This window comes from Pseudomonas sp. BNK-44-b (genome assembly GCF_047456245.1).
Lineage (GTDB): Bacteria > Pseudomonadota > Gammaproteobacteria > Pseudomonadales > Pseudomonadaceae > Aquipseudomonas > Aquipseudomonas machongensis.
This window is the reverse complement of the sequence record NZ_CP179908.1, coordinates 5,007,564-5,032,149: the sequence shown is the minus strand read 5'-3', so window position 1 is coordinate 5,032,149 and position 24,586 is coordinate 5,007,564. Positions and strand designations below refer to the sequence as shown.

The window sequence follows — 24,586 nt, the reverse complement described above, 5'->3', positions numbered from 1 at the left end:
TAGGCCATGAAACAGTATCTAGACCTGGTTCGCGACGTCATCGAGAACGGCACGCTGCAGGGCAACCGCACCGGTATCCGCACCATCAGCCTGCCGGGCGCCATGTTGCGCTTCGACCTGCAGAAGGGTTTTCCGGCCATCACCACGCGCAAGCTGGCGTTCAAGTCGGCGATCGGCGAGATGGTCGGTTTCTTGCGCGGCGTGAAGAATGCCGGCGAGTTTCGCGACCTTGGCTGCAAGGTCTGGGATCAGAACGCCAACGAGAACGCCCAATGGCTGGCCAACCCCTTCCGCCAGGGCCATGACGACCTCGGCGAGATCTACGGCGTGCAATGGCGCCAGTGGCCAGGCTACAAGCGCATCCCGCTGAGCAACCCGGCCGCCATTGAAATGGCGGAAAAAGCCGGTTTCCGCCAGATCGCCAAGGACGAGGAAGCCGGCCAGGCATTCGTCATCCTCTACAAGGCCATCGACCAGGTGCGCCAGTGCCTGGACACCATCGCCAACGACCCGGGCAGCCGACGCATCCTGTTCCACGGCTGGAATTGCGCCCAGCTCGACGAGATGGCGCTGCCGCCCTGCCACCTGCTGTACCAGTTCCACCCCAATGTCGAGACGAAGGAAATCTCCCTCACGCTCTACATTCGCTCCAATGACCTGGGCCTGGGCACGCCGTTCAACCTCACCGAAGGTGCGGCGCTGCTGTCGCTGTTCGGGCGCCTGACCGGCTACACCCCGCGTTGGTTCACGTATTTCATCGGCGATGCCCATGTGTACGAGAACCACCTGGACATGCTCAACGAGCAGCTCAAGCGCGAGCCGCTGGAGGCGCCGAAGCTGGTGATCAGCGACCGTGTGCCGGCGTTTGCCGAGACCGGTGTGTATGAGCCTGAGTGGCTGGAAAAGATCGAGCCGAGCGATTTCTGGCTGGAAGGGTACGAACATCATGCGCCGATGACGGCACCGATGGCGGTCTGATTCAGAACCGCGTCGTTCTTTTCGCGGGCAAATTGGAGCGCCGAACCGATGCTCCGACTTGCCCGCGAAGCTCTTTACCGGCCTCAATGCCCGTGGCTACGCCCCACATGCGAATGCTCGGTCTCCGGCACCGACACCGCGCCATTGACCTCCAACTGCTGCAAAATCGCGCACTCATCCCCCTGTGCATTGCACTGCCTGCGTAACTCCACCAGCTGCGTCTGCAGCGCCATCAAGCCGTCGATCCTCGCCTGTACATGCTCGATATGCTCGTCGATCAGCGCATTGACGCTGCCGCACGCACCTTCGGGGGTATCGCGCAGACGCAGCAGGCTGCGGATTTCGTCGAGTGTCATGTCCAGGGTTCGGCAGTTGCGAATGAAGGTCAGACGCTCCACATGGGCCTGGGTGTACAGGCGGTAGTTGCCGTCGGTGCGGGCGGGTTCGGGCAGCAATTGCTCGCGCTCGTAGTAGCGGATGGTTTCCACGGCGCAGTCAGTGGCCTTGGCCAGTTCTCCGATCTTCATGACGAAATCTCCTGGGATCGCTTGACCCTATAGTGGCTACAGGGTGTTCACTTGGCAACAACCCCCCGTCAGTGGGCACTCTCCATCAGGGCGAACCTATGAACCAGCCTGTCAGTCACGACCACAAGCACGATCATGATCATGGCCATGATCATGGCGCCAAGTCTTCCTGCCACGACACCCAGGCCCATAGCTGCTGTGCCAGCAAAGCGGCGCCGGCCTTCGTGCAACTGACCGAAAAGGCCAGTGACCAGGCGCGTCTCAGCCGTTTTCGCATCGAAGCGATGGACTGCCCGACCGAGCAGACCCTGATCCAGGACAAGCTGGGCAAGCTTGCTGGCATCGAGCAGCTGGAATTCAACCTGATCAACCGCATCCTCGGCGTGCGCCATACCCTCGACGGCACCGCGCAGATCGAGCGCGCCATCGACAGCCTTGGCATGAAGGCCGAGCCGCTGGCTGCAGACGATGATGGCAGTGCCAATGCCCCTGCCGCCCACAAGACCCGGTGGTGGCCCTTGGCGTTGTCGGGACTTGCGGCGATTGGCGCCGAAATCGTGCACTTCTCCGCGCTGGCGCCGGAGTGGGTGGTGGCCCTGCTGGCACTGGCCGCCATCCTTGGCTGCGGTCTGGGCACCTACAAGAAGGGCTGGATTGCGCTCAAGAACCGTAACCTCAACATCAACGCACTGATGAGCATCGCCGTGACCGGTGCCGTGCTGATCGGCCAGTGGCCGGAAGCGGCTATGGTCATGGTGCTGTTCACCATCGCCGAACTGATCGAGGCGCGTTCGCTGGATCGGGCGCGCAACGCCATCAGCGGCCTGATGCAGCTGACGCCAGACATGGCCACCGTGCAGCAGGTGGATGGCCAGTGGCGCGAGGTCGAGGTGCGCGAGGTGGCCATCGGTGCGCGGGTGCGGGTGCGCCCAGGCGAGCGTATCGGCCTGGATGGCGAGGTCGTCAGCGGGCAATCGAGCGTCGATCAGGCGCCGATCACCGGCGAAAGCCTGCCTGTCGAGAAGGCGCTGGGCGACAAGCTCTTCGCAGGCACCATCAACCAGGCCGGCGCGCTTGAGTACCGCGTCACCGCCGCAGCCGGGCAATCGACCCTGGCGCGCATCATCAAGGCAGTGGAAGAAGCGCAAGGCGCACGAGCACCGACCCAGCGCTTCGTCGACCAGTTCTCGCGCATCTACACCCCCGCCGTGTTCGCCGTGGCCCTGGCCGTGGCGATCATCCCGCCGCTGTTCATGGCCGGTGCCTGGTTCGACTGGGTCTACCGCGCCCTGGTGCTGCTGGTGGTGGCCTGCCCATGTGCGCTGGTGATCTCGACTCCGGTGACCATCGTCAGCGGCCTTGCCGCCGCGGCGCGCAAGGGCATCCTGATCAAGGGTGGTGTCTATCTCGAGGGCGGGCGCAAGCTGGACTTCCTGGCCCTGGACAAGACCGGCACCATCACCCACGGCAAGCCGGTGCAGACCGACTTCAAGGTGCTCGAGCCGTTGTTCGAAGGTCGGGCCCAGGCGCTGGCTGCAAGCCTCGGCGAGCGTTCCGACCACCCGGTATCGCGTGCAATCGCCCAACATGCCCGGGAGCAGGGCATTGCCCTCGCAGAGGTAGCGGAGTTTGCAGCACTGGCCGGGCGCGGGGTGCGCGGCGAGATCGACGGCCAGGCCTATCACCTGGGCAACCATCGTCTGGTCGAGGAGCTGGGCCTGTGCTCGCCGGAACTCGAGGCCGAGCTCGATGTGCTTGAGCGCCAGGGCAAGACCGTGGTGTTGCTGCTCGATCGCTCCGGCCCGCTGGCGCTGTTCGCCGTGGCCGATACCGTGAAGGACAGCAGTCGCCAGGCCATCGCCGAGCTGCATGAGCTGGGGATCAAGACGGTCATGCTGACCGGCGACAACCCGCACACCGCCCAGGCCATCGCCGCTCAGGTGGGTATCGATCGCGCCGAGGGCAACCTGCTGCCTGCCGACAAGCTCAAGACCATCGAAGATCTTTACGCTCAAGGCCACCGCGTGGGCATGGTCGGTGACGGCATCAACGACGCGCCGGCCCTGGCCCGCGCCGAGATTGGCTTCGCCATGGCGGCGGCCGGCACCGATACTGCCATCGAAACTGCCGATGTGGCGCTGATGGACGACGACTTGCGCAAAATCTCGGCGTTCGTCAGGCTGTCGCGCCAGAGCGCTGCGATTCTCATCCAGAACATTGTCCTGGCACTGGGGGTCAAGGCGATATTCCTGGCAATCACCTTTGCCGGCATGGCCACCCTGTGGATGGCGGTGTTCGCCGACATGGGCGTGAGCCTGCTGGTGGTGTTCAACGGCTTGCGCCTGTTGCGCAAATAACGAGGTGCCATGCTCGGTTCGGAGCTCAAAGCCTTCTACATGGTCGCCCGCCTGGGCAGCATCACGCTGGCGGCGAAGAAGCTTGGGCTCAGCCAGCCCACTGTGACCACGCAGATCCGCAACCTGGAGAGCCAGTACGCGGTCGAGCTGTTCTATCGGGGCGGCCGACGCCTGGTGCTGAGCGAGGAGGGCGCCAGGCTACTGCCGCGGGTCAAGGCCTTGTTGCAGCAGGAAGCGGACATCGAGTTCGAACTGCGCAACAGTGGCCAGGCCCAGGGCAGCCTGCGTGTCGCCGCTACCGCGCCGTATTACATTCTCGACCTGGTGAAGGTGTTCCGTGAACGCCTGCCTCAGGTCGAGGTGGCGGTGGAGATCGGCAACTCGCAACAGGTGCTGGAGATGCTCGAGGAGTACCGGGTGGATATCGCCGGCTCGTCGCAGTTGGTCGAGGATGCGCGCCTTGTGCGCCGGGTGCTGGGCAGCGATCCGCTGGTCGTGGCCGTGCACCGTAGCCATCCCCTGGCGCAGCGCCAGGCGGTGGGCATCGAAGCCCTCTGCGGGCATTGCCTGTTGATGCGCGAGCCGGGTTCGACCACGCGCAAGCTGACCGAGCAGATGATGCAGGACGCCGGGGTGAAGGCTGGTGCGCTGCTGGAAATCGGCAGCCGCGAGTCGATCCGCGAAGCGGTGCTGCGCAATATCGGCATCAGTGTCATTGCTCGCCATGAAGTGCCGCTGACCCCGGAGCTGCGGGTGCTGGCGCTGGAGGGTGCGCCGCTGATGCACGAGTACCTGTATTGCCTGAAGGAGCGGCGCCAGGCGCGCTTGCCGGCGGCGTTTCTCGGGGTGGCGCAGGAGGTGGCGGGGGCTCGGTTCTAGATTTCCTGTAGCTTGTTCGCGGACAAGCCCGTGTTCGCAGGCGCTCAACCAAAATCCGCCAATGCCACTATCACCCACTTTGCCCTGATCGCCACAGAACCTTCGCACAGCCTTCCTAGCATGGCCCTCATCTCTTCGATGAGGCCCAGCCATGAACCACGCAACCCCGGGCGCACACATGAACGTGCGCGGTATCCACAAGCGTTTTGGCGCGTTCACCGCGCTGAACGACGTGTCCCTGGACATCGCCGCTGGCGAGCTGGTCTGCCTGCTCGGCCCCTCCGGCTGCGGCAAGACCACCCTGCTGCGCTGTATCGCCGGCCTCGAACGCCAGGACCGGGGCTCGCTGTACATCGGCGATCGGGATATCTCCGAGCTGCCGCCCCAGGCCCGTGATTACGGCATTCTGTTCCAGTCCTATGCCCTGTTCCCCAACCTCACCGTCGAGGCCAATATCGCCTATGGCCTGACGGGCGGCAGCCGCGAGCATTCGCGTCAGCGGGTCGCCGAAATGCTCGAGTTGGTTGGCCTGGCCGGCAGCGAAAAGAAATACCCCAGCCAGCTCTCCGGTGGCCAGCAACAGCGTGTGGCCCTGGCTCGTGCCTTGGCGCCATCGCCATCGGTGCTGTTGCTCGACGAGCCGATGTCGGCACTGGATGCGCGGGTGCGCGAGCACTTGTGCACCGAGCTGCGCCAACTGCAGCGCAAGCTGGGCATTACCACCTTGATGGTTACCCACAACCAGGACGAGGCCATGCTGATGGCCGACCGCATCGCGGTGATGAACAACGGGCAGGTCGAGCAGTACGCCTCCCCGCAGGATATCTACGACCGGCCTGCCACACCGTTCGTTGCCGAGTTCGTTGGCCAGGGCAACTGGCTGCCGTTCCAGCGCCATGACGACAGCCACGCCCAGGTGGGCAGCATGAGCATGCGCCTGGCGCCGGGGGCGGTGAGTGCGCGCAGTGGCCGGCTGTTCTGCCGTCCGGAGGCGATCACGGTCAACCCGGTGGTGCACGAGGAGAACCTGTTCCCGGCCAAGGTGCGTGAGCTCACCTTTCTTGGCAACCGCTGCCGCATGAGCTTCGAACTCAAGGCCTTGCCGGGGCACGCGTTGCTCGCGGAGCTGGCGCCCGAAGCCATGCCGCGCCTGGGCTCGCAGGATATCTGGGTGGCCCTGCCACCGCAGAGCCTGCAGGTGTTCGCCTGAGATGGCCGCGTCCATGAGCGTATCGGTGAGCGCCGCCAAGGCCGTACCACGCAGTGGCGTCGCCCTGGGTGATCGATTGTTTGTCGTCGGCGGCAAGAGCCTGCTGTTGCTCCTGCTGTTGCTGGCCGTGCTGATGCCGCTGCTGGCCATCTTCTGGCGTGGTTTCAGCGGCGAGGCGGGCCAGGGCGGTGGCCTGCAGGCGGCCGCCGAGCTGTTTGCCAGCGACAACTTTCGCTGGCTGCTCGGTAACAGCCTGGTGGTGGCCTTCAGCGTAGCGCTGATCGTCGTGCCACTGGCCTACTTGTTCGCCTATGCCCTGCAACGCACGCTGATTCCGGCCAAGGGCCTATGGCGCGGGATTTCACTGCTGCCGCTACTGGCGCCGTCGATGCTGCCGGCCATTGCGCTGGTCTACCTGTTCGGTAACCAGGGCCTGCTGCGCGGGCTGCTGAGCGACAACATCTACGGGTTCTGGGGGATCGTGCTTGGCGAAGCGATCTACACCTTCCCGCATGCCTTGATGATCCTGCTGTCAGCGCTGTCGCTGGCCGATGCACGGCTGTTCGACGCAGCCTCGAGCATGGGCGCCGGACCATGGCGGGCGTTTCGCAGCATCACCTGGCCGACCACGCGCCAGGCGGTGTTCGCCGCGTTCTGCCTGGTGTTCACCTTGACCATTACTGACTTTGGCGTGCCGGTGGTGGTCGGTGGCGACTATCAGGTACTGGCGCTGGAGGCCTACAAGGCGGTGGTCGGCCAGCAGCAGTTCGGCCGTGGCGCCCTGATCGGCATGGTCCTGCTGGTGCCGGCGCTGCTCAGCTTCAGCGTCGATGCCTGGCTGCGCCGCCGCCAGGGCGAGGCGATGAGCGGGCGCGCGCAGGTATTCGAGCCCCAGCCTTCGTGTCGTCGCGATGCCTGCTTCCTGGCCATCGTGGTGCTGGTCTGCGCAGCGCTGCTGGGGGTGATCGGCATGGCGGTGTATTCGTCGCTGGTGACCTTCTGGCCCTATAACCTGACGCTTTCGTTCAAGCACTACCTGTTCGACGAGACCGCCGGTGGCGGCTGGCTGGCCTACCGCAACAGCGTGACCATGGCCCTGTGCTGCGCCGTGATCGGCAGCGTGGTGATCTTCACCGGCACCTACCTGATGGAGAAAACCCAAGGCCAGCGCCTGCTCAACCAAGCCTTGCGCCTGCTCAGCTTCGTACCGATGGCGGTGCCAGGACTCGTCCTGGGCCTGGGCTACGTGTTCTTCTTCAACCTCGCCGGTAACCCGCTGCATGTCTTCTACGGCAGCATGGCGCTGCTGGTGGTCTGCACCATCGCCCACTACCTGACCACCGCCCAGATGACCGCTAGCACTGCGCTGCGCCAGCTCGATGGTGAGTTCGAGGCGGCTGCGCTGTCGCTCAAGGCGCCCCTGTACCGGCATTACCTGCGCGTCACCGTACCGATCTGCCTGCCTGCACTGCTGGATATCGTGCGCTACCTGTTCGTTTCCGGGATGACCACGGTGTCGGCAGCGATCTTCCTCTACAGCCCCGACACGATCCTGGCCGCCGTCGCCGTGCTGAACATGGACGATGCCGGCAACGTTGGCGGTGCTGCGGCGATGTCCACCCTGATCCTGCTCACCAGTGCCACGGCCTCGCTGCTGCTGGCGGGGGCTTCACGCGGCCTGTTGCGCCGCTCCCAGGCCTGGCGCCAGCGCGCGCCCAAACCCTGATTCGACTGTCCACCTAAAGGAGCTGCTTCATGTTCAAGCCACTTGCCCTTGTTGCTGCCGTATCTGCCGTGTTCAGCCTGCAGGCCTCGGCCGCCACCCAGCTGACCGTCTACACCGCCCTGGAAGCCGAGCAGCTCAAGAGCTACAAGCAGGCCTTCGAGAAGGCCAACCCGGATATCGAGATCAAATGGGTGCGTGACTCCACCGGCATCATCACCGCCAAGCTGCTGGCCGAGAAGGATCGTCCGCAGGCTGACGCGGTGTGGGGCCTGGCGGCCTCGAGCCTGGCCATTCTCGATCAGAACGGCATGCTTGATGCCTACGCGCCGAAAGACCTGGGCAAGATCGCACCCAATTACCGCGACGCCGCCAACCCGCCAGCCTGGGTGGGGATGGACGTGTGGGCCGCGACGATCTGCTTCAACACCATCGAGGCCGAGAAGCAGGGCCTGAGCAAGCCCGTGAGTTGGCAGGACCTGACCAAGCCTGAGTACAAGGGCAAGATCGTCATGCCCAACCCGGCCTCCTCCGGCACCGGCTTCCTCGATGTCAGCGCCTGGCTGCAGACTTTCGGCGAACCGCAGGGCTGGGCCTACATGGATGCCCTGCACCAGAACATCGGCCAGTACGTTCATTCCGGCTCCAAGCCCTGCAAGTTGGCGGCGGCGGGCGAGTTCCCGATCGGCATCTCGTTCGAGTACCCGGCCGTACAGCTCAAGCGCCAGGGCGCGCCGCTGGACATCGTGCTGCCCAAGGAAGGGCTCGGCTGGGAAATCGAGGCCACCGCGGTGATCAAGGGCACGCCTAAGGCCGATGCCGCGCGACGCCTGGCCGATTTCTCGGCGAGCCCTGCGGCCATGGAGCTGTACAAGGAGAACTTCGCCGTACTCGCCGCACCTGGGATTGCCAAGCTGCAGACGGAGCTGCCTGCCGACTACGAGCAACGCCTGATCAAGAACGATTTTGCGTGGGCGTCGAAGCATCGCGACCAGATCCTGGCCGAGTGGCGCAAGCGCTACGACGGCAAGTCGGAGAAGGCGGCGCAGTAAGTCGAACGATATTCAGCAGGTCTATCCTCACCACGCCAGGACCCTATCGCCATGCCGACTCCAGCCCAGATCATCGACAACACCTTCGCCTTGTATGAGCGCCACGGCGCTGACGACTACATCGGCGAGGCCATCACCCAGATCGAGCACATGTCCCAGGCTGCGCAACGGGCCATGGCCGAGGGCTTCGACGACGAGGTGGTGCTCGCTGCGTTCTTCCACGATATCGGCCACCTGTGCGGTGGCGACGCCAGCATGGGCGGTTATGGTGTGGTCAGCCATGAGCGTATCGGCGCCGAGTACCTGCGCCGTTGCGGCTTCGGTGAGCGCATGGCGCGATTGGTGGAGTTCCACGTCGAGGCCAAGCGCTACCTGACCTTACGCAAGCCGGGATACTACGAACGGCTGAGCGAGGCGAGTCGGCGCACCTTGGGTTACCAGGGGGGCGTGATGAGCGATGCCGAAGCCGATGCCTTCGAGCGTGATCCGCTGTTTGCGGTGAGCCTGCGCATGCGTGAGTGGGACGAGATGGCCAAGGAAGTCGGGGTGCCTGTGCTGGACATGACGGTGTTGAAAGAGAAGGCGTTGGCCTTGATCTGAGATTGGGTGCACTCGTTAGCGCTTAGGAGCACCTGTCTTGCTCAAAATCTGAGGCCTGCCCAATCCCTGTGGGAGCGGGCTTGTCCCGCGAAAGGAACACCGCGATGCATGGCACCGGCTACGCCGGTGATCGCGGGACAAGTCGCAGCGGCGAACCGCCTCTCCCACCGGGATTGGGCAGGCCTCAGATTTTTGAGCAAGACAGTTGCTCTCACAGGGGAGCGCTTCAGATCTGTGACACCAACGCCTCGAGCTGCTCCTGGCGCTCGGCCTGGTTCACCCGTGCGCCCGGATTGAGCGTCGACCATTGTGGATGCGCCCGCGCCTTGGTCAACGCCTCCGGCAATTTGCCCTCGCGCCAGGCCTTTTCATCCAGCTCGCCCAGCCGCACCCTGTCCTGTGCGGCATGGCCACGGCTGTCCAAGGCGAGCATCAGCTGCTGTTGCCGCAGCGCCAGCAGACGCAGCACGCTGTCATCCACGGTCAGTTCACGCTGTCCCTTGAGCTTGCCCAGCAACCGCGATCCATAATTACGCGCGGTTTGCAGTGCGCCTCCGGCAATGGCGCCCGCCAGCGCGGCAGCGCCGAGGGTCAGGCCACCGACCAGCAGATCGACACCCGCACCGGCCGCCGCTCCGGCGGCGACACCGCTGCCCAGGCGTACGCCCAGCAGCTTCAGGGTCTCGGGGTTGAACAGGTCATCGCCCCAGCGACCGTCCAGCAACGGCAGGTCGCCGGCATTGGCGTCTTCACGACGGAAGGCATAGAGCTTGAGCAACGCCTCGACACAGCGCTGCTCACGTTGGCGAACATCCTGACGCAGCGCCTCGATGGCCTTGGCTTCAGCGGCAGGCTCCGCCTCGACGCTGCGCCGACAGGCGGCGCAGTCGAGCAGGAGCTCAGCGATCAGGCGCTTGCCGCTGTGCTGGCGGGCCAGGCGCTGGGCCTGCTGGTCGTCGATCAAGCGCTGCAAGGCGGGGCGCGATGTCTCCAGCAGCAGGGCGAGGCTCTCGTAGAGGCGTCGCTCGCCGTCCTCGGGCGGGGCCACGCTGTCGAACCGCACCAGCGCGTGCAGGCCCAGGCGGGCCAGGGCTTCGCGCCATTCTGGCTCGCGGTGCTGGCTGCTGGCGACGAAGTTGAGCACGGGCAGCAGCGGCTTGCCGCAGCCGGCGAGTACCTCCAGCTCGTCGCGGTACTTGGCCAGTACCGGCTCGCGTGCATCGATCACATAGAGGCCGGCATTGCTCGCCTGTAACTGACGCAGCACCTTGGCTTCCTGCTCGAAGCGCTGGCGCGCCTCGCTACCCTGGAGAAAGCGCTCCAGGCGGGCCGGGCCGTCAAGGCGTTCACCGGGGCGTTCCAGGCGCTCCAGATAGTCGAGCAGGGCAATGGCGTCTTCCAGGCCGGGGGTGTCGTAGAGCTCGAGCAAGGGCTCGCCGTCCACCGACAGCCGCGCGCCTTCGACATGACGGGTGGTGCTGGGGCGATGGGAGACCTCACCAAATCCGACATCGCGGGTGAGGGTGCGCAGCAGCGAGGTCTTGCCGACGTTGGTGTGGCCGACCACGGCCAGCTTGAGCGGATCAGTCATGGCCATGCTCCAGCCAGGTCAGGGGCGAGGTGTCGGCGTGGTGCAGGCCAAGGCGGTCGAGGGCTTCGTGCCAGTCGCCCAGGCGAGCGGCGTCCATTGCCTGGCCAGGCAGGGCCTGGAGCAACCAGATGCGCGTGGCGCCTGCGTTGCGCGCGAGCTCGGCGAGCAACGCCAGGCTGCCACGGTCAGGCGAGCGGCGCGGGTCACAGGCGATGGCCAGGCGCGCCGGTGGGAAACGGCTGAGTTGTTCGAGCAGTTTGTTGCGTGATTCGCGGCTGTCGAGCACGCCTGCGTTGGTCACCGTGCTTGGCAGCGTGGGCGGCCAGGCGCGCTGGTCATCCAGCTCCAGGCCCACCAGCAGAGCGCCGCTGCTGCCAGTTTCCAGTTGGCCCGCCTCGAACTGCGGCAGGTGCTCGGGGGCGGCGTCCTGTACACCGATGCGTTCGCTGCGCGGCATCAGCGCGTCACGCAGTTGTGCATGGCCTGGCAGGCTGAGATCCAGGGCCAGTTGCCTGCGGCCCTGGCGCCAGCGCCACAGGCACAGGGTCGCCAGCAACAGGCGGGGCAGCAGGCCGTACACCAGCACTACGCCGAGCAGCCAACTTGCCCAGGCCTGGCGGGCGATGTCCAGGCTCGGCAGGGTCGCGCCGCTGGCGCGGATCATGCTCTCGTCGGGAATGCTGAAGCCCAGCAGCGAGGGCAGGGCGCCGAGGGCGTTGGTCAGGGCGATGAAGGGTTCGGCCGCGAGCAGGGTGGTCTCCCAGACGAAGCCGTAGCGCCGGGTCGCTAGCAGCGCCAACAGCATGCCCAGCGCCGCGCTCATCGCCAGCAGCCACAGGCCATGCACCAGCAGGCCGAGCAGCCAGCGATTGAGGCGCTTGCGCTGCAGCAGCACCAGCAGGGCGGGGGCCAGGTGCACGGCCTTGGCATCACGGGCGAAGCGTTCGCTGAGCCACAGCCAGAGCCGGCCCAGGGTTGCGCCCTGCTCACCTGCGAAGAAGAAGCCCAGGGCCCAGCCGACCAGCAACACCAGGTTCAGGCCCAGCAGGCTGCCCAGCGCCCAGAACACATTCACCGGGCGTTGGCCGTCACCCAGCGCCGCAAGGCCGAGGCCGGCGCCGCTGAGCACGGCGACGATCATCAGGGCCAGCAGGGCCAGGCGTGCACCCTGCTTCCAATGACGCAGGGCCTGGGTCATGCCGTCGCGCTCGGCCAGCCACAGGGCGCGGTGCTCGATGCGTGCCGCCAGGTCGCCGCCCTGCTGGCGCGCGCGACGGTTGGCTTCCTGGTCTTCCAGGGGGCCGGCGTGTTCTTCACGCAGGCGCACCGCTTCGGTGAGCCAGCGTTTGTCCAGTTCGGTCGGTGCAGTCACAAGGTCTTCCATTGCACGGGTCGAGGCCCAAGCATAACCCACGTGCCGAGTGCTATCCTCGCCGTCATGAACACATCACTTCCCCTCAGCCTGATCGCGGCACTCGCCGAGAACCGCGTGATCGGCATCGACAACTCCATGCCCTGGCACCTGCCGGGGGACTTCAAGTACTTCAAGGCCACCACCCTGGGCAAGCCGATCATCATGGGGCGCAAGACCTGGGATTCGCTCGGGCGACCACTGCCGGGGCGCTTGAACATCGTCGTCAGCCGCCAGCCCGGGTTGACGCTGGCGGGCGCCGAGGTGTTCGACTCGCTGGAGGCAGCGCTGGTGCGTGCCGAGCAGTGGGCGCGCGAGCAGGGGGTTGGTGAGCTGATGCTGATCGGCGGCGCGCAGCTCTACGGGCAGGCACTGGAGAAGGGGCTGGTGAGCCGCATGTACCTGACGCGTGTGGAGCTTGCGCCTGAAGGGGATGCCTGGTTCCCGGCGTTCGACGCGGCGCAGTGGACGCTGGCATCGACCGAGCGGCAGGTCGAGGAAGGCAAGCCGGTCTATCACTTCGAGGTGTGGGACAAGCGTTAGGCTCTGTCTGAAATGTATCTGCACTCGCCCATACTGCGTTGAAACGAGGCTCGGAATGCTCATGTACTCCAGTACACTGCGCTTCCGAGCCCCGTTTCGCCTTGTCTGGCCTTCGCGCAGACACATTTCAGACAGACCCTAGAGCTTTTTCTGTGGAAGCGGCTTCGTCCGCTCCCACAGGGCAAGTGTTGCTCAGGAGTGACTCAGCTCGGCATGCTCGTCTCCGGCCAGCACTTGCTGGTCGGTCTGCTTGAGCAGTTGGCTGGTCACCACGCCGGCAGTCATCGAGCCGTTCACGTTCAATGCAGTACGGCCCATGTCGATCAGCGGCTCGACCGAGATCAGCAGCGCCACCAGCTCGACCGGCAGGCCCATGGCCGGCAGCACGATCAGCGCGGCGAAGGTCGCGCCGCCACCGACCCCGGCAACCCCCGCCGAGCTCAGGGTGACGACGGCCACCAGGGTTGCGATCCACAGCGGATCGAACGTGTCGATGCCCACGGCCGGCGCCACCATGACCGCCAGCATTGCCGGATACAGGCCGGCGCAGCCGTTCTGGCCGATGGTTGCGCCGAACGATGCACTGAAGCTGGCGATCGACTGCGGTACGCCCAGGCGGCGAGTCTGCGCCTCGATATTCAGCGGGATGCTGGCGGCGCTGGAGCGGCTGGTGAAGGCAAAGGTCAGCACCGGCCAGACTTTGCGGAAGAAGCGCAGCGGGCTGACGCCAGTGATCGCCAGGATCACCCCGTGTACCACGAACATCAGCCCCAGGCCGATGTACGACACCACGACGAAGCTGCCCAGCTTGAGGATGTCATCGAGGTTCGAGCTGGCCACCACCTTGGTCATCAGCGCCAGGACGCCATAAGGCGTGAGCTTCATCACCAGGCGCACCAGGCGCATGACCCAGGCCTGCAGCACGTCGATGGCCGACAGGGCGCGCTCGCCCTTGTCCTTGTCGTCCCTGATCAATTGCAAGGCGGCAAGGCCCAGGAACACGGCGAAGATCACCACGCTGATGATCGAGGTCGGCTTGGCCCGGGCCAGGTCGCCCACCGGGTTGCTAGGGATGAACGACAGCAGCAGTTGCGGGATGTTGAGGTCGGCGACCTTGCCTGCGTAGTCGCTGTTGATGGCTTGCAGGCGTGCTGTTTCCTGGACGCCGGCGACCAGGCCCTCGGCACTGAGGCCGAACAGGTTGGTCAGGGTGATGCCGATCAGTGCGGCGATGGCTGTGGTCAGCAGCAGGGTACCGATGCTCAGCGCGCTGATCCGGCCAAGGGCCGAGGCATTGTGCAGGCGTGCCACAGCGCTGAGGATCGAGGCGAAGATCAGCGGCATGACGATCATCTGCAGTAAGCCGACATAGCCGTTGCCGACCAGGTCGAGCCAGGCGATGGTTGCCTTGAGCACCGGATGGCCAGCGCCGTACAGGCTGTGCAACACCAGCCCGAACAGAACGCCCAGCACCAGGCCAAGCAGCACTTTTTTCGCCAGGCTCCAGTCGGTACGGCGGGTTTGCGCCAGGCCCAGCAGCAGGGCCAGGAACGCCAGCAGGTTGAGGGAAAGCGGCAGGTTCATTGAAGCTCCGTGAAGCAAAAATAGGGATCGCCTCTGTGAGCGATTGCGAACGGAAATGCTAACAGTCTGAAAAGAAACGAATTTATATCTAAAGGTAATTTAGATAGTCGCTAATGGAATAACGCGCTGTCGCAGTTGGCAATGAACATGCCGTTTCGGGCTCTCTCGAGGTCGGTGCCAGACGTCTGCCTGTCATGCAGGCGGTCTAGGCTTCAGCGGCCATGTCTCTGGAGAACGCACATGATGTCTGCTCCGAAACTTCTCGCGGGCGGTCTCGCCCTGCTGCTCAGCGCCAGCACCTGGGCGGCAACCGAACTCAAGCACTGGCCCGCCGAGGCCGCCAAACAGCTCGACACGATGATCGCTGCCAATGCCCACAAGGGTAACTACGCGGTCTTCGACATGGACAACACCAGCTATCGCTACGATCTCGAGGAAGCGCTGCTGCCGTTCATGGAGAACAAAGGCCTGCTGACTCGCGACAAGCTCGACCCTTCGTTGAAGCTGATCCCGTTCAAGGATACCGCTGAGCACAAGGAGAGCCTGTTCAGCTATTACTATCGCCTGTGCGAAATCGATGACATGGTCTGCTACCCCTGGGTGGCGCAGGTGTTCTCCGGCTTCACGCTCAAGGAACTGAAGGTTCAGGTCGATGAGCTGATGGCCTCGAACAAGCCGGTCCCCAGCACCTACTTCGAAGGCGATCAGGTCAAGACCATCGAGGTGCAGCCGCCGAAGGTCTTCACCGGCCAGGCCGAGCTGTACAACAAGCTGATGGAGAACGGCATCGAGGTCTATGTGATCTCGGCCGCGTCCGAGGAGCTGGTGCGCATGGTCGCGTCCGATCCCAAGTACGGCTACAACGTCAAGCCGCAGAACGTGATCGGCGTCAGCCTGCTGCTCAAGGACCGCGCCAGCGGCAAGCTGACCACGGCGCGCAAGCAGATCAGCGAAGGCCACTATGATGCCAAGGCTAACGAGGGCCTGGAGTTGACGCCCTACCTGTGGACCCCGGCCACCTGGATGGCCGGCAAGCAGGCGGCCATCCTGACTTACATCGATGAGTGGAAGCGGCCAGTGCTGGTAGGCGGCGATACGCCAACCAGCGACGGCTACATGCAGTTCCATGGTGTCGACGTGGGCAAGGGCGGCATCCACCTGTGGATAAACCGCAAGTCCAAGTACATGGACCAGCTGAACGGAATGATCGCCAAGCATGCGGCGGCGCAAGCGAAGGAAGGGCTGCCGGTGACGGCGGACAAGAACTGGGTGATCGTGACGCCGGAGCAGATTCAGTAAGCGTTGTAGCGCCTATGCCGGCCTTTTCGCGGGCAAGCCCGCTCCCACAGGGGTCTCATAGTCTTCAAGGCTGCGCTGTATCTGTGGGAGCGGGCTTGCCCGCGAAGAGGCCGATACTTTTTCACAGGCATAAAAAAACCGGCGCTCAAGGCGCCGGTTTTTCATTCATGCCCTAGAAACCTCACAGCCCGTCGAGCATCGCCTTGTTCCGCACAGCACCCTTGTCGGCGCTGGTCGCCAGCAGGGCGTAGGCCTTCAGTGCAGTGGTCACCTTGCGTGGGCGCACTTCGGCAGGTTTCCAGCCCTTCTTGTCCTGCTCGACACGGCGTGCAGCCAACTCTTCGTCGCTGACCAGCAGGTTGATCGAGCGGTTCGGAATGTCGATCAGCACTTTGTCACCGTCCTTGACCAGGCCGATGGCACCGCCCGAGGCCGCTTCCGGCGAAGCGTGGCCGATCGACAGGCCCGAAGTGCCGCCGGAGAAGCGGCCGTCGGTGAGCAGGGCGCAGGCCTTGCCCAGGCCCTTGGACTTCAGGTACGAGGTCGGATAGAGCATTTCTTGCATGCCAGGGCCGCCTTTCGGGCCTTCGTAGCGGATGATCACGATGTCGCCGGCCTTCACTTCGTCGGCGAGGATGCCGCGCACGGCGCTGTCCTGGCTTTCGAAGATCTTCGCGGTGCCTTCGAACACGTGGATCGACTCGTCGACGCCTGCGGTCTTGACCACGCAACCGTCCAGGGCGATGTTGCCGTACAGCACGGCCAGGCCGCCTTCTTGCGAGTAAGCGTGTTCGAAGCTGCGGATGCAGCCGTTCTCGCGGTCGTCGTCGAGGGTTTCCCAGCGGGTCGACTGGCTGAACGCGGTCTGGGTCGGGATACCGGCCGGGCCTGCCTTGAAGAAGGTGTGCACGGCTTCGTCATCGGTCTGGGTGATGTCCCACTTGGCGATGGCTTCTTCCATGCTGCGGCTGTGCACGGTCGGCAGGTCGGTGTGCAACAGGCCGCCACGGGCCAGCGAGCCGAGGATGCTGAAGATGCCGCCGGCGCGGTGGACGTCCTCCATGTGGTACTTCTGGATGTTCGGCGCCACCTTGCACAGCTGCGGCACCTTGCGCGACAGGCGATCGATGTCGCGCAGGTCGAAGTCGACCTCCGCTTCCTGGGCGGCAGCCAGCAGGTGCAGGATGGTGTTGGTCGAACCGCCCATGGCGATGTCGAGCATCATGGCGTTCTCGAACGCCTTGAAGTTGGCGATGTTGCGCGGCAGTACCGACTCGTCGTTCTCGCCGTAGTAGCGTTTGCACAGCTCGACGATGGTGCGTCCGGCGGTAAGGAACAGCTGCTCGCGGTCGGCGTGGGTGGCCAGGGTGGAGCCGTTGCCCGGCAGGGCGAGCCCCAGGGCTTCGGTCAGGCAGTTCATCGAGTTGGCGGTGAACATGCCGGAGCACGAACCGCAGGTCGGGCAGGCGCTGCGCTCGTACTCGGCGACCTTTTCGTCACTGGCGGTCGAGTCGGCGGCGATGACCATGGCGTCGACCAGGTCCAGGCCGTGGCTGGCCAGCTTGGTCTTGCCGGCTTCCATCGGGCCGCCGGAGACGAAGATCACTGGAATGTTCAGGCGCAGGGCAGCCATCAGCATGCCGGGGGTGATCTTGTCGCAGTTGGAGATGCAGACGATGGCGTCGGCGCAGTGGGCGTTGACCATGTACTCGACGGCGTCGGCGATGATCTCGCGGCTCGGCAGCGAGTACAGCATGCCGTCGTGGCCCATGGCGATGCCGTCGTCGACGGCGATGGTGTTGAATTCCTTGGCCACGCCACCGGCGCGCTCGATCTCGCGGGCGACCAGCTGGCCCAGGTCTTTCAGGTGCACGTGGCCCGGAACGAACTGGGTGAACGAGTTGGCGATGGCAATGATCGGTTTCTTGAAGTCTTCGTCCTTCATCCCGGTGGCGCGCCACAGTGCGCGGGCACCCGCCATGTTGCGGCCCTGGGTGGAAGTCTTGGAACGATAATCAGGCATGAAGCACTCCTGGCGGCTTGATCAGGTCTCTGGAAAAGGGAGTGAGCTTCTCTTGTCCTTTGCGCCGAAGGCCGGTTGCCGCTGGCACGGATGGGGCCGAAGACAGCGCGGGATCGCCGCGTGCTTGGCCAGAGCTCATAAACCCGCCTGGGGATGTCTGGCGATGAATAGGCCGATTCTACACCGCTGGCGCGACGAGGGAATGACGATGTGTCTGGACGGTGCTTTTCGTCATTTGGGCAGGGTGATGTAGGACATCTCCCAAATGCCGTCCTGGCGGTATTTTCCGGATCTCGCTGCACCTATCATCCCCGCGCCGCATGTGCGGCTTCACGAGCCAAGCCCCTCAATGGACCTTCCCAGTTTCAGTTCATCGCGAACCTGCAATCTGGCACTGAGCGCACCGTCGCCAGGGCATCCGGAGACTTGAGCCCGCGTGGCTGAGGTCTGCGGGCGCCTGCTTCGGCGCCTGGAGAACCTACCATGCAACAACCGACCGACACCCTCGCCGAATCCCTCGACCTGCGCCAGGCGGCCCAGGCCCGACGCGATCGACTCCTGCAGCACGCACTGTACGAAGACGGCAGCGCCGGCGCGCTGATGATCAGCGAGTACTCCAGCCTGGACAGTGGCCTGAGCGCGCGCCAGGCCATCGACATGCTGCGGCGCGAAGCCGCCGACGCCGAAACCATCTATCAATCCTACGTCCTCGATGCCCAGCGCAACCTGCTTGGCACGCTGTCGCTGCGTGAACTGATCCTGGCGCCGCCCGACCAGCCGATCGAGGCCATCATGGTGCGCCAGGTGATCTGCGTGACCACGGCGACCCGTCAGGAAGAGGTTGCTCGGCTGATTGGCGACCACGACCTGCTGGCGGTACCGGTGCTCGACGAGCTGGGGCGGCTGGTGGGGATCGTCACCTGCGACGAAGCGCTGGATGTGATGGTGGAGGAGGCTACCGAAGACTTTCACAAGGGCGCATCGATCACCAATCACATCGGCAATCTCAAGGATGCAACCGTCAGCCTGATGTACCGCAAACGCGTGCTGTGGCTGGTGCTGCTGGTATTCGGCAACCTGTTTTCAGGTGCGGGAATCGCCGCGTTCGAGGACACCATTGCCGCCCATATCGCCCTGGTGTTCTTCCTGCCGTTGCTGGTAGACAGCGGCGGCAATGCCGGCGCCCAGTCGGCAACCCTGATGGTGCGCGGCCTGGCCACGGGCGACGTGGTGCTGCGTGACTGGTTGCGCATGCTCACGCGCGAATGCGGTGTTGCGCTTGCCCTGGGCGGGACCATGGCAGTGGCTGTCGCTTCGTTGGGGGTATTGCGCGGCGGCCCGGAAATCGCACTGATCGTGGCCAGCAGCATGTTGGTGATCGTGCTGATCGGCAGCCTCATCGGCATGAGCCTGCCATTCATGCTCAGTCGCCTGAAGCTTGACCCGGCGACGGCCAGCGGGCCGCTGGTGACCTCGATTGCCGATGCCGTGGGGGTGTTGATCTACTTTGGCATCGCGTCGATGGTGCTGGATATCTGAGGAGACGCTACGAGGGCAGCAGCATTGCCGACTTCACCGGGGGCTTGCTGATTGCCGGTACAAGTGTCAGCAATCATCGCAAGCCGTATGACTTGGGGCTGTAGACCAGCCCCGGTTGGGTGGGTCAGCTGTTGGGCAGCAACCGGCAGGTGATGCTCTTGATATAGCGGGTCTCGGCGATCGCCGGGTGCACCGGGTGATCCGGCCCCTGGCCGCCGCGCTCGAGCAGTTGCAGGTTGCGGTCCAGGTGACGGGCGCTGGTCAGCAGGATGTTGTTCAGGTCATCTTCGGGCAGGTGCATCGAGCACGAAGCGCTGACCAGGATGCCGTCCTTGTTGAGCATGCGCATGGCCTGTTCGTTGAGGCGACGGTAGGCAGCCTCGCCGTTCTTCAGGTCTTTCTTGCGCTTGATGAAGGCGGGTGGGTCGGCAATGATCACGTCGAAGCGCTCTTCGGCGGCCTTGAGCTCGCGCAGCGCCTCGAACACGTCGCCCTCGATGCAGGTCAGCTTCTCGGCGATGCCGTTGAGCGCGGCATTGCGCTCGACGCCATCCAGAGCGAAGCCCGAGGCATCGACGCAGAACACTTCGCTGGCGCCGAAGGCCCCGGCCTGCACGCCCCAGCCACCGATGTAGCTGAACAGGTCGAGCACGCGCTTGCCCTTGACGTAGGGCGCCAGGCGCGCACGGTTCATGCGGTGGTCGTAGAACCAGCCGGTCTTCTGGCCTTCACGCACCGGCGCTTCGAACTTCACGCCGTTCTCTTCCAGCGCGACCCAGTCGGGTACTTCGCCGTAGACGGCCTCGACATAGCGCTCCAGGCCTTCGGCGTCGCGCGCGGCGGAGTCATTCTTGAACAGGATGCCGCTGGGCTTGAGTACCTGCACCAGGGCTGCGATCACATCATCCTTGTGCGCTTCCATGGTGGCCGAGGCCAGTTGCACCACGAGAATGTCGAAGAAGCGGTCGACCACCAGGCCCGGCAGCAGGTCGGAGTCGCCGTAGACCAGGCGGTAGCAGGGCTTGTCGAACAGGCGTTCGCGCAGCGACAGGGCGACGTTCAGGCGGTGCACCAGCAGCGACTTGTCCAGCGGCAGCTTGGCGTCGCGCGACAGCAGGCGCGCGCAGATCAGGTTGTTCGGGCTCACCGCCACCACGCCCAGTGGCTTGCCGTTGGCGGCCTCGAGGATCGCCTGTTGACCCGCCTTCAGGCCTTGCAGCGGAGTGGCGGCAACGTCGACCTCGTTGCTGTAGACCCACAGGTGGCCGGCGCGCAGGCGGCGGTCGGCATTGGCTTTGAGGCGAAGGCTGGGCAGGGACATGACGTCGCTCCGGAAAAAAGAGCGGGAGTATACCGCGTTGGCCCGGGGTTCGCTGGTGGGGTGGATGAAGTGTCGGCCCCCTCGCGGCTAAAGTTAACCGTCCAGGGAACGATCCAGTGGTTGGTGCCCTGCAGGAGTACAGGGTTAGAATCTCTCGTCATTTCCGAGTGTGTACCCATGTCCCAGGAACTTTCCGCCGAACAGATCCAGCAAGCCTTGCAAGGCATCACCATCCCGCCGCAGCCGCAGATCATGGTGGACCTGCAGTTCGAGCAATACATGCCCGACCCGGACCTGGAGACGATCGCCAAGCTGATAGCGCAGGATCCTGGCCTGGCCGGTGCGCTGCTCAAGCTGGTGAACTCCCCGCATTTCGGGTTGGCCAACAAGATCGGCTCGATCCAGCGCGCCGTGAACCTGTTGGGCAGCCGCTCGATCATCAACCTGATCAACGCCCAGTCGATCAAGGGCGAGATGAGCGACGAGACCATCGTTACCCTCAATCGCTTCTGGGACACCGCCCAGGACGTCGCGATGACCTGCCTGACCCTGGCCAAGCGCACCGGCATCCAGGCGGCGGACGAGGCCTACACCCTCGGCCTGTTCCATGACTGCGGCGTGCCGCTGATGCTCAAGCGCTTCCCCACTTACATGGAGGTGCTGGAAGACGCCTACGCCAAGGCCGGCGAAGAGGTACGGGTGGTCGATACCGAGAATCGTGCCTTCAACACCAACCATTCGGTGGTCGGCTACTTCACCGCCAAGTCGTGGCGCCTGCCGGAGCACATCAGTGCAGCCATCGCCAACCACCACAACGCCCTGGCGGTGTTCCGCGACGAGTCTTCGCGCAACACCCAGACCCAGCTCAAGAATCTGCTGGCGGTGCTGAAAATGGCCGAACACATCTGTGCCTCGTACCGCGTGCTGGGCAACCAGAGCGTCGACCACGAGTGGAACGTCGTCGGGCCGCTGGTGCTGGACTACATCGGGCTGTCGGAGTACGACTTCGAGAGCCTCAAGCAGAACATCCGTGAAATGAGTGGCCACTGATCCATGCCTGAGTTGCCAGAAGTCGAGACCACACGGCGCGGGATCGCGCCGTACCTGGAAGGCCAGCGCGTCAGCCGCGTGGTGGTGCGTGACCGGCGCCTGCGCTGGCCGATCCCCGAGGATCTGGATGTGCGCCTGTCGGGGCAGCGCATCGTCAGCGTCGAGCGGCGGGCCAAGTACCTGCTGATCAACGCCGAGGTGGGCACCTTGATCAGCCACCTGGGGATGTCTGGCAACCTGCGGCTGGTCGAGCTCGGGCTGCCGGCGGCCAAGCATGAGCATGTGGACATCGAGCTGGAGTCGGGGTTGATGCTGCGCTACACCGACCCGCGTCGATTCGGCGCCATGCTCTGGAGCCAGGATCCGCTCGGTCACGAACTGCTGGTGCGCCTTGGGCCTGAGCCGTTGACCGACCTGTTCGACGGCGAGCGGTTGTTCCAGCTGTCACGCGGGCGGTCGATGGCGGTCAAGCCGTTCATCATGGACAACGCCGTGGTGGTGGGGGTGGGCAACATCTACGCTACCGAGGCGCTGTTTGCTGCGGGTATCGATCCACGCCGTGAAGCGGGCGGGATCAGCCGGGCGCGTTATCTGAAGCTGGCGATCGAGATCAAGCGCGTGCTGGCGGCGGCCATCGAACGTGGTGGCACCACGTTGCGCGACTTTATCGGCGGCGATGGGCAGCCGGGGTACTTCCAGCAGGAGTTGTTCGTCTATGGACGGGGTGGCGAGGCTTGCAAGGTGTGCGGGACGGAGCTGCGGGACGTGAAGCTGGGGCAGCGCGCAAGCGTGTTCTGCCCGCGCTGTCAGCGCTGATAGTCGTTCTGCGAACACCCATTTGCCGCCAGCTTTGATGGTCACTCCAGCACTGCGGCCTCACCGACACCACGCGGGTCGCTGGCTGCCTCGAGCGTCCCGGCCCGTTTGTCCCAGTACAACACCTGCTGGTTCCCATAGCTGCGCTGCACGTCCTTGAGCGCGTACCCGCGTGCACGCAGCGCGGCTTTCTGCTCATCGTCGAAGGTGTTGGGCTCGTGCTCGATCACATCTGGCAGGTACTGATGGTGATAGCGCGGGATCGCTGGCCATTCGCTCACTGGTCGCCCTTCGAGAAAGCCGAGCATCGACAGCAGCACCATGCTCGGGATCCGGCTACCGCCGGGCGTGCCGAAGCTGGCGAACTGTGACGGGCTCTCGATGAAGCTTGGGCTCATGCTCGACAGCGGGCGCTTGCCCGCGGCCACCGCATTGGCCTGGCTGCCGGCCAGGCCGTAGCTGTTGCTGCCAGTGGGGTCGGCGGCGAAATCGTCCATCTCGTTGTTCAGCACCACGCCGCTGCCGGGTACGGTAAAGGCTGCGCCAAAGGGCAGGTTGACCGACAGTGTGGCCGATACGGCATTGCCCGCAGCGTCGATCACGCTGAAGTGGGTGGTGTGGTCGCCCTCGCGCCACGTGGGTGCGGGGGGCAGGGCGCTGCTGGGCGTGGCATCGTGCACGTCGATGCTGTCGGCGAGCCCGCTCAGGTACTGGCGCGCCAGGAGGCGGTTGATGGGGTTGGTGACGTAGTCCGGGTCGCCGAGCAAGCCGCGATCGCGGTAGGCGCGGCGTAGGACTTCTACCACGTAGTGAGTGCGTTGCACGGGCTCTGCGCCCTGCCACGGCAGGCGCTGGAGCATCGCCAGGCTCTGGGCCAAGGCCACGCCGCCGGCAGACGGCGGTGGGCTGCTGATCAGTTCGCGCTGGCCTGCCAGCGGATAGCGCAGTGGCTGGCGCCAGGCCGTGCGGTAGCCTGCGAGATCGTCGAGGGTCCAGACACCGCCAGCGCGGCGCACACCCTCGACGAGCTTGCGGCCAACCGCCCCGCGGTAGAAGCCGTCCCGCCCCTGATCCGCCATCGCCTGCAGCGTTGCGGCCAGTTCCGGCTGGCGGATCAGGGTACCCAGGGCAGGGACCTGGTTCTCGCGCAGGAACAGCCGGGCGCTTTCCGGGTCGTCACGCAGCGCGTTCAGGCGCATGGTCGCGCGATCGCGGTAGATGCGGTCGACGGCAAAGCCTTGGTTGGCGAGGCGGATGGCTGGCGCGAGGCTGTCCCTGAGCGGCAATTTGCCGTGGGTTGCAGCGAGGTCTGCCAGGGCCTGGGGCAGACCCGGGATGGCGGCCGCCAGCGCACCGTTGATCGAAAGCCCCTGCCGGACCTTGCCGTCTTCCAGGTACATGTCCGGGGTGGCGGCACCTGGCGCGCGCTCGCGGGCATCCAGGAAGCGGTAGTGCGCAGTATCGGACTGTTCGCGCAGCAGGAAGAAACCGCCGCCGCCCAACCCCGAACCATAGGGCTCGACCACCGCCAGCGTGGCGCTGATGGCGATGGTGGCATCGAAGGCGTTGCCGCCCTGTTCCAGAACTTGTCGCGCCGCTGCCGTGGCCTCGGCATGGGGGCTGGCAATGGCAGCGCGCCCGGGCCCGTCCGCCAGGGCGGCGGTAGCGAGCAGCGCCAGTGCGGCGCCGAGCAATGCGCGGCGAATCGCGGCGACGAACGGCATCAGGCCTTGCCGGTGATCCGGCGGTATTTGGCCATCAGCTCGTCTTCGGTTTCCGGATGGGCTTCATCCAGCGGGATGCAGTCGACCGGGCAAACCTGCTGGCACTGGGGTTCGTCATAATGGCCCACGCACTGGGTGCAGAGGTTCGGGTCGATCACGTAGATCTCTTCGCCTTGCGAGATGGCGGCGTTCGGGCACTCGGGTTCGCAGACGTCGCAGTTGATGCAATCGTCGGTGATGATCAGGGACATTGGGACTCCGGCCGGGGCTCGGCGCCCGGGCATGTATCAAAGCAATGGGCACAATTGTGCCGCATTAACGCCCGCAGTGCACGCGGGCGCGAGGCTTTGTCGCGCAAG

The 24,586-nt window shown here is 64.9% G+C and carries 20 protein-coding genes; 12 read left to right on the top strand and 8 right to left on the bottom strand.

From position 1 onward, the window contains the following. The first annotated feature begins 6 nt into the window (after positions 1–6). Positions 7–978, top strand: coding sequence for a thymidylate synthase (locus tag ACMGGG_RS22805; RefSeq protein ID WP_063541681.1), 972 nt, complete (start codon positions 7–9; stop codon positions 976–978). Positions 979–1,061: 83 nt separating this feature from the next. Here ACMGGG_RS22805 and cadR read toward each other — a convergent pair whose 3' ends face one another. Then, positions 1,062–1,505, bottom strand: a complete 444-nt coding sequence (cadR, locus tag ACMGGG_RS22800) for a cadmium resistance transcriptional regulator CadR (RefSeq protein WP_054891134.1) — start codon at positions 1,503–1,505, stop codon at positions 1,062–1,064. 98 nt (positions 1,506–1,603) lie between these two features. Here cadR and ACMGGG_RS22795 point away from each other — a divergent pair, with 98 nt between their 5' ends. The 6 genes from ACMGGG_RS22795 (at position 1,604) to ACMGGG_RS22770 (ending at position 9,326) form a co-directional block, all read left to right on the top strand. Continuing rightward, positions 1,604–3,862 carry a heavy metal translocating P-type ATPase gene (locus ACMGGG_RS22795; RefSeq protein ID WP_414154479.1) on the top strand — a complete coding sequence of 753 codons (2,259 nt, stop codon included), beginning with the start codon at positions 1,604–1,606 and terminating at the stop codon, positions 3,860–3,862. Positions 3,863–3,871: 9 nt separating this feature from the next. Next, positions 3,872–4,741 carry a LysR family transcriptional regulator gene (locus tag ACMGGG_RS22790; RefSeq protein WP_414154478.1) on the top strand — a complete coding sequence of 290 codons (870 nt, stop codon included), beginning with the start codon at positions 3,872–3,874 and terminating at the stop codon, positions 4,739–4,741. Positions 4,742–4,892: 151 nt separating this feature from the next. Beyond that, positions 4,893–5,951: a putative 2-aminoethylphosphonate ABC transporter ATP-binding protein gene (locus tag ACMGGG_RS22785; protein ID WP_414154477.1), complete on the top strand. Its 1,059-nt coding sequence runs from the start codon at positions 4,893–4,895 to the stop codon at positions 5,949–5,951. Between the two features lies 1 nt (position 5,952). Continuing rightward, a complete protein-coding gene (locus tag ACMGGG_RS22780) occupies positions 5,953–7,677 on the top strand; it encodes a putative 2-aminoethylphosphonate ABC transporter permease subunit (protein WP_414154476.1) in 1,725 nt (574 codons plus the stop codon). A 29-nt stretch (positions 7,678–7,706) separates the two neighbouring features. After that, positions 7,707–8,726: a putative 2-aminoethylphosphonate ABC transporter substrate-binding protein gene (locus tag ACMGGG_RS22775; protein WP_414154475.1), complete on the top strand. Its 1,020-nt coding sequence runs from the start codon at positions 7,707–7,709 to the stop codon at positions 8,724–8,726. Positions 8,727–8,777: 51 nt separating this feature from the next. After that, complete coding sequence (locus ACMGGG_RS22770; RefSeq protein ID WP_414154474.1) at positions 8,778–9,326, top strand: phosphonate degradation HD-domain oxygenase; 549 nt, start codon at positions 8,778–8,780, stop codon at positions 9,324–9,326. A gap of 226 nt (positions 9,327–9,552) precedes the next feature. Here ACMGGG_RS22770 and ACMGGG_RS22765 read toward each other — a convergent pair whose 3' ends face one another. Both ACMGGG_RS22765 and ACMGGG_RS22760 read right to left on the bottom strand, forming a co-directional pair. Further along, positions 9,553–10,917 carry a GTPase/DUF3482 domain-containing protein gene (locus tag ACMGGG_RS22765; RefSeq protein ID WP_112899439.1) on the bottom strand — a complete coding sequence of 455 codons (1,365 nt, stop codon included), beginning with the start codon at positions 10,915–10,917 and terminating at the stop codon, positions 9,553–9,555. Beyond that, positions 10,910–12,301, bottom strand: a complete 1,392-nt coding sequence (locus ACMGGG_RS22760; protein ID WP_063541665.1) for a DUF2868 domain-containing protein — start codon at positions 12,299–12,301, stop codon at positions 10,910–10,912. Before ACMGGG_RS22760 ends, ACMGGG_RS22765 begins: the two co-directional genes overlap by 8 nt. A 54-nt stretch (positions 12,302–12,355) precedes the next feature. On the opposite strand from ACMGGG_RS22760, the gene ACMGGG_RS22755 reads away from it, so the two are divergent. Then, on the top strand, positions 12,356–12,871 hold the full coding sequence (locus ACMGGG_RS22755) for a dihydrofolate reductase (protein ID WP_414154473.1): 516 nt from the start codon (positions 12,356–12,358) through the stop codon (positions 12,869–12,871). Positions 12,872–13,063: 192 nt separating this feature from the next. Here ACMGGG_RS22755 and ACMGGG_RS22750 read toward each other — a convergent pair whose 3' ends face one another. Then, positions 13,064–14,455 (bottom strand): L-cystine transporter, encoded by a 1,392-nt coding sequence (locus ACMGGG_RS22750; RefSeq protein WP_414154472.1) that lies wholly within the window; start codon positions 14,453–14,455, stop codon positions 13,064–13,066. A 243-nt stretch (positions 14,456–14,698) separates the two neighbouring features. Here ACMGGG_RS22750 and ACMGGG_RS22745 point away from each other — a divergent pair, with 243 nt between their 5' ends. Beyond that, positions 14,699–15,754 (top strand): haloacid dehalogenase-like hydrolase, encoded by a 1,056-nt coding sequence (locus tag ACMGGG_RS22745; RefSeq protein ID WP_414155837.1) that lies wholly within the window; start codon positions 14,699–14,701, stop codon positions 15,752–15,754. A 181-nt stretch (positions 15,755–15,935) separates the two neighbouring features. On the opposite strand, the gene ilvD is transcribed toward ACMGGG_RS22745, so the two are convergent. Next, a complete protein-coding gene (gene ilvD, locus ACMGGG_RS22740) occupies positions 15,936–17,777 on the bottom strand; it encodes a dihydroxy-acid dehydratase (RefSeq protein WP_054891146.1) in 1,842 nt (613 codons plus the stop codon). A 483-nt stretch (positions 17,778–18,260) separates the two neighbouring features. Between ilvD and mgtE the strand changes: the two genes are divergently transcribed. Then, positions 18,261–19,316, top strand: a complete 1,056-nt coding sequence (gene mgtE, locus ACMGGG_RS22735; RefSeq protein WP_063541657.1) for a magnesium transporter — start codon at positions 18,261–18,263, stop codon at positions 19,314–19,316. A 124-nt stretch (positions 19,317–19,440) separates the two neighbouring features. Here mgtE and ACMGGG_RS22730 read toward each other — a convergent pair whose 3' ends face one another. Then, positions 19,441–20,637 carry a class I SAM-dependent rRNA methyltransferase gene (locus ACMGGG_RS22730; protein WP_414154471.1) on the bottom strand — a complete coding sequence of 399 codons (1,197 nt, stop codon included), beginning with the start codon at positions 20,635–20,637 and terminating at the stop codon, positions 19,441–19,443. Between the two features lie 231 nt (positions 20,638–20,868). Between ACMGGG_RS22730 and ACMGGG_RS22725 the strand changes: the two genes are divergently transcribed. Together ACMGGG_RS22725 and mutM are read left to right on the top strand one after the other, a co-directional pair. Next, entirely contained in the window at positions 20,869–21,687 is an 819-nt protein-coding gene (locus tag ACMGGG_RS22725) for an HDOD domain-containing protein (protein WP_196759887.1), read from the top strand. A 3-nt stretch (positions 21,688–21,690) separates the two neighbouring features. Continuing rightward, positions 21,691–22,503, top strand: coding sequence for a bifunctional DNA-formamidopyrimidine glycosylase/DNA-(apurinic or apyrimidinic site) lyase (gene mutM, locus ACMGGG_RS22720; RefSeq protein ID WP_063541651.1), 813 nt, complete (start codon positions 21,691–21,693; stop codon positions 22,501–22,503). A 41-nt stretch (positions 22,504–22,544) separates the two neighbouring features. Here the strand turns inward: mutM and ggt are convergent, their stop codons facing one another. Together ggt and ACMGGG_RS22710 are read right to left on the bottom strand one after the other, a co-directional pair. Next, positions 22,545–24,227, bottom strand: a complete 1,683-nt coding sequence (ggt, locus tag ACMGGG_RS22715; RefSeq protein WP_414154470.1) for a gamma-glutamyltransferase — start codon at positions 24,225–24,227, stop codon at positions 22,545–22,547. Beyond that, positions 24,227–24,478, bottom strand: a complete 252-nt coding sequence (locus ACMGGG_RS22710; RefSeq protein WP_011531711.1) for a YfhL family 4Fe-4S dicluster ferredoxin — start codon at positions 24,476–24,478, stop codon at positions 24,227–24,229. Before ACMGGG_RS22710 ends, ggt begins: the two co-directional genes overlap by 1 nt. Between the last annotated feature and the right edge of the window lie 108 nt (positions 24,479–24,586).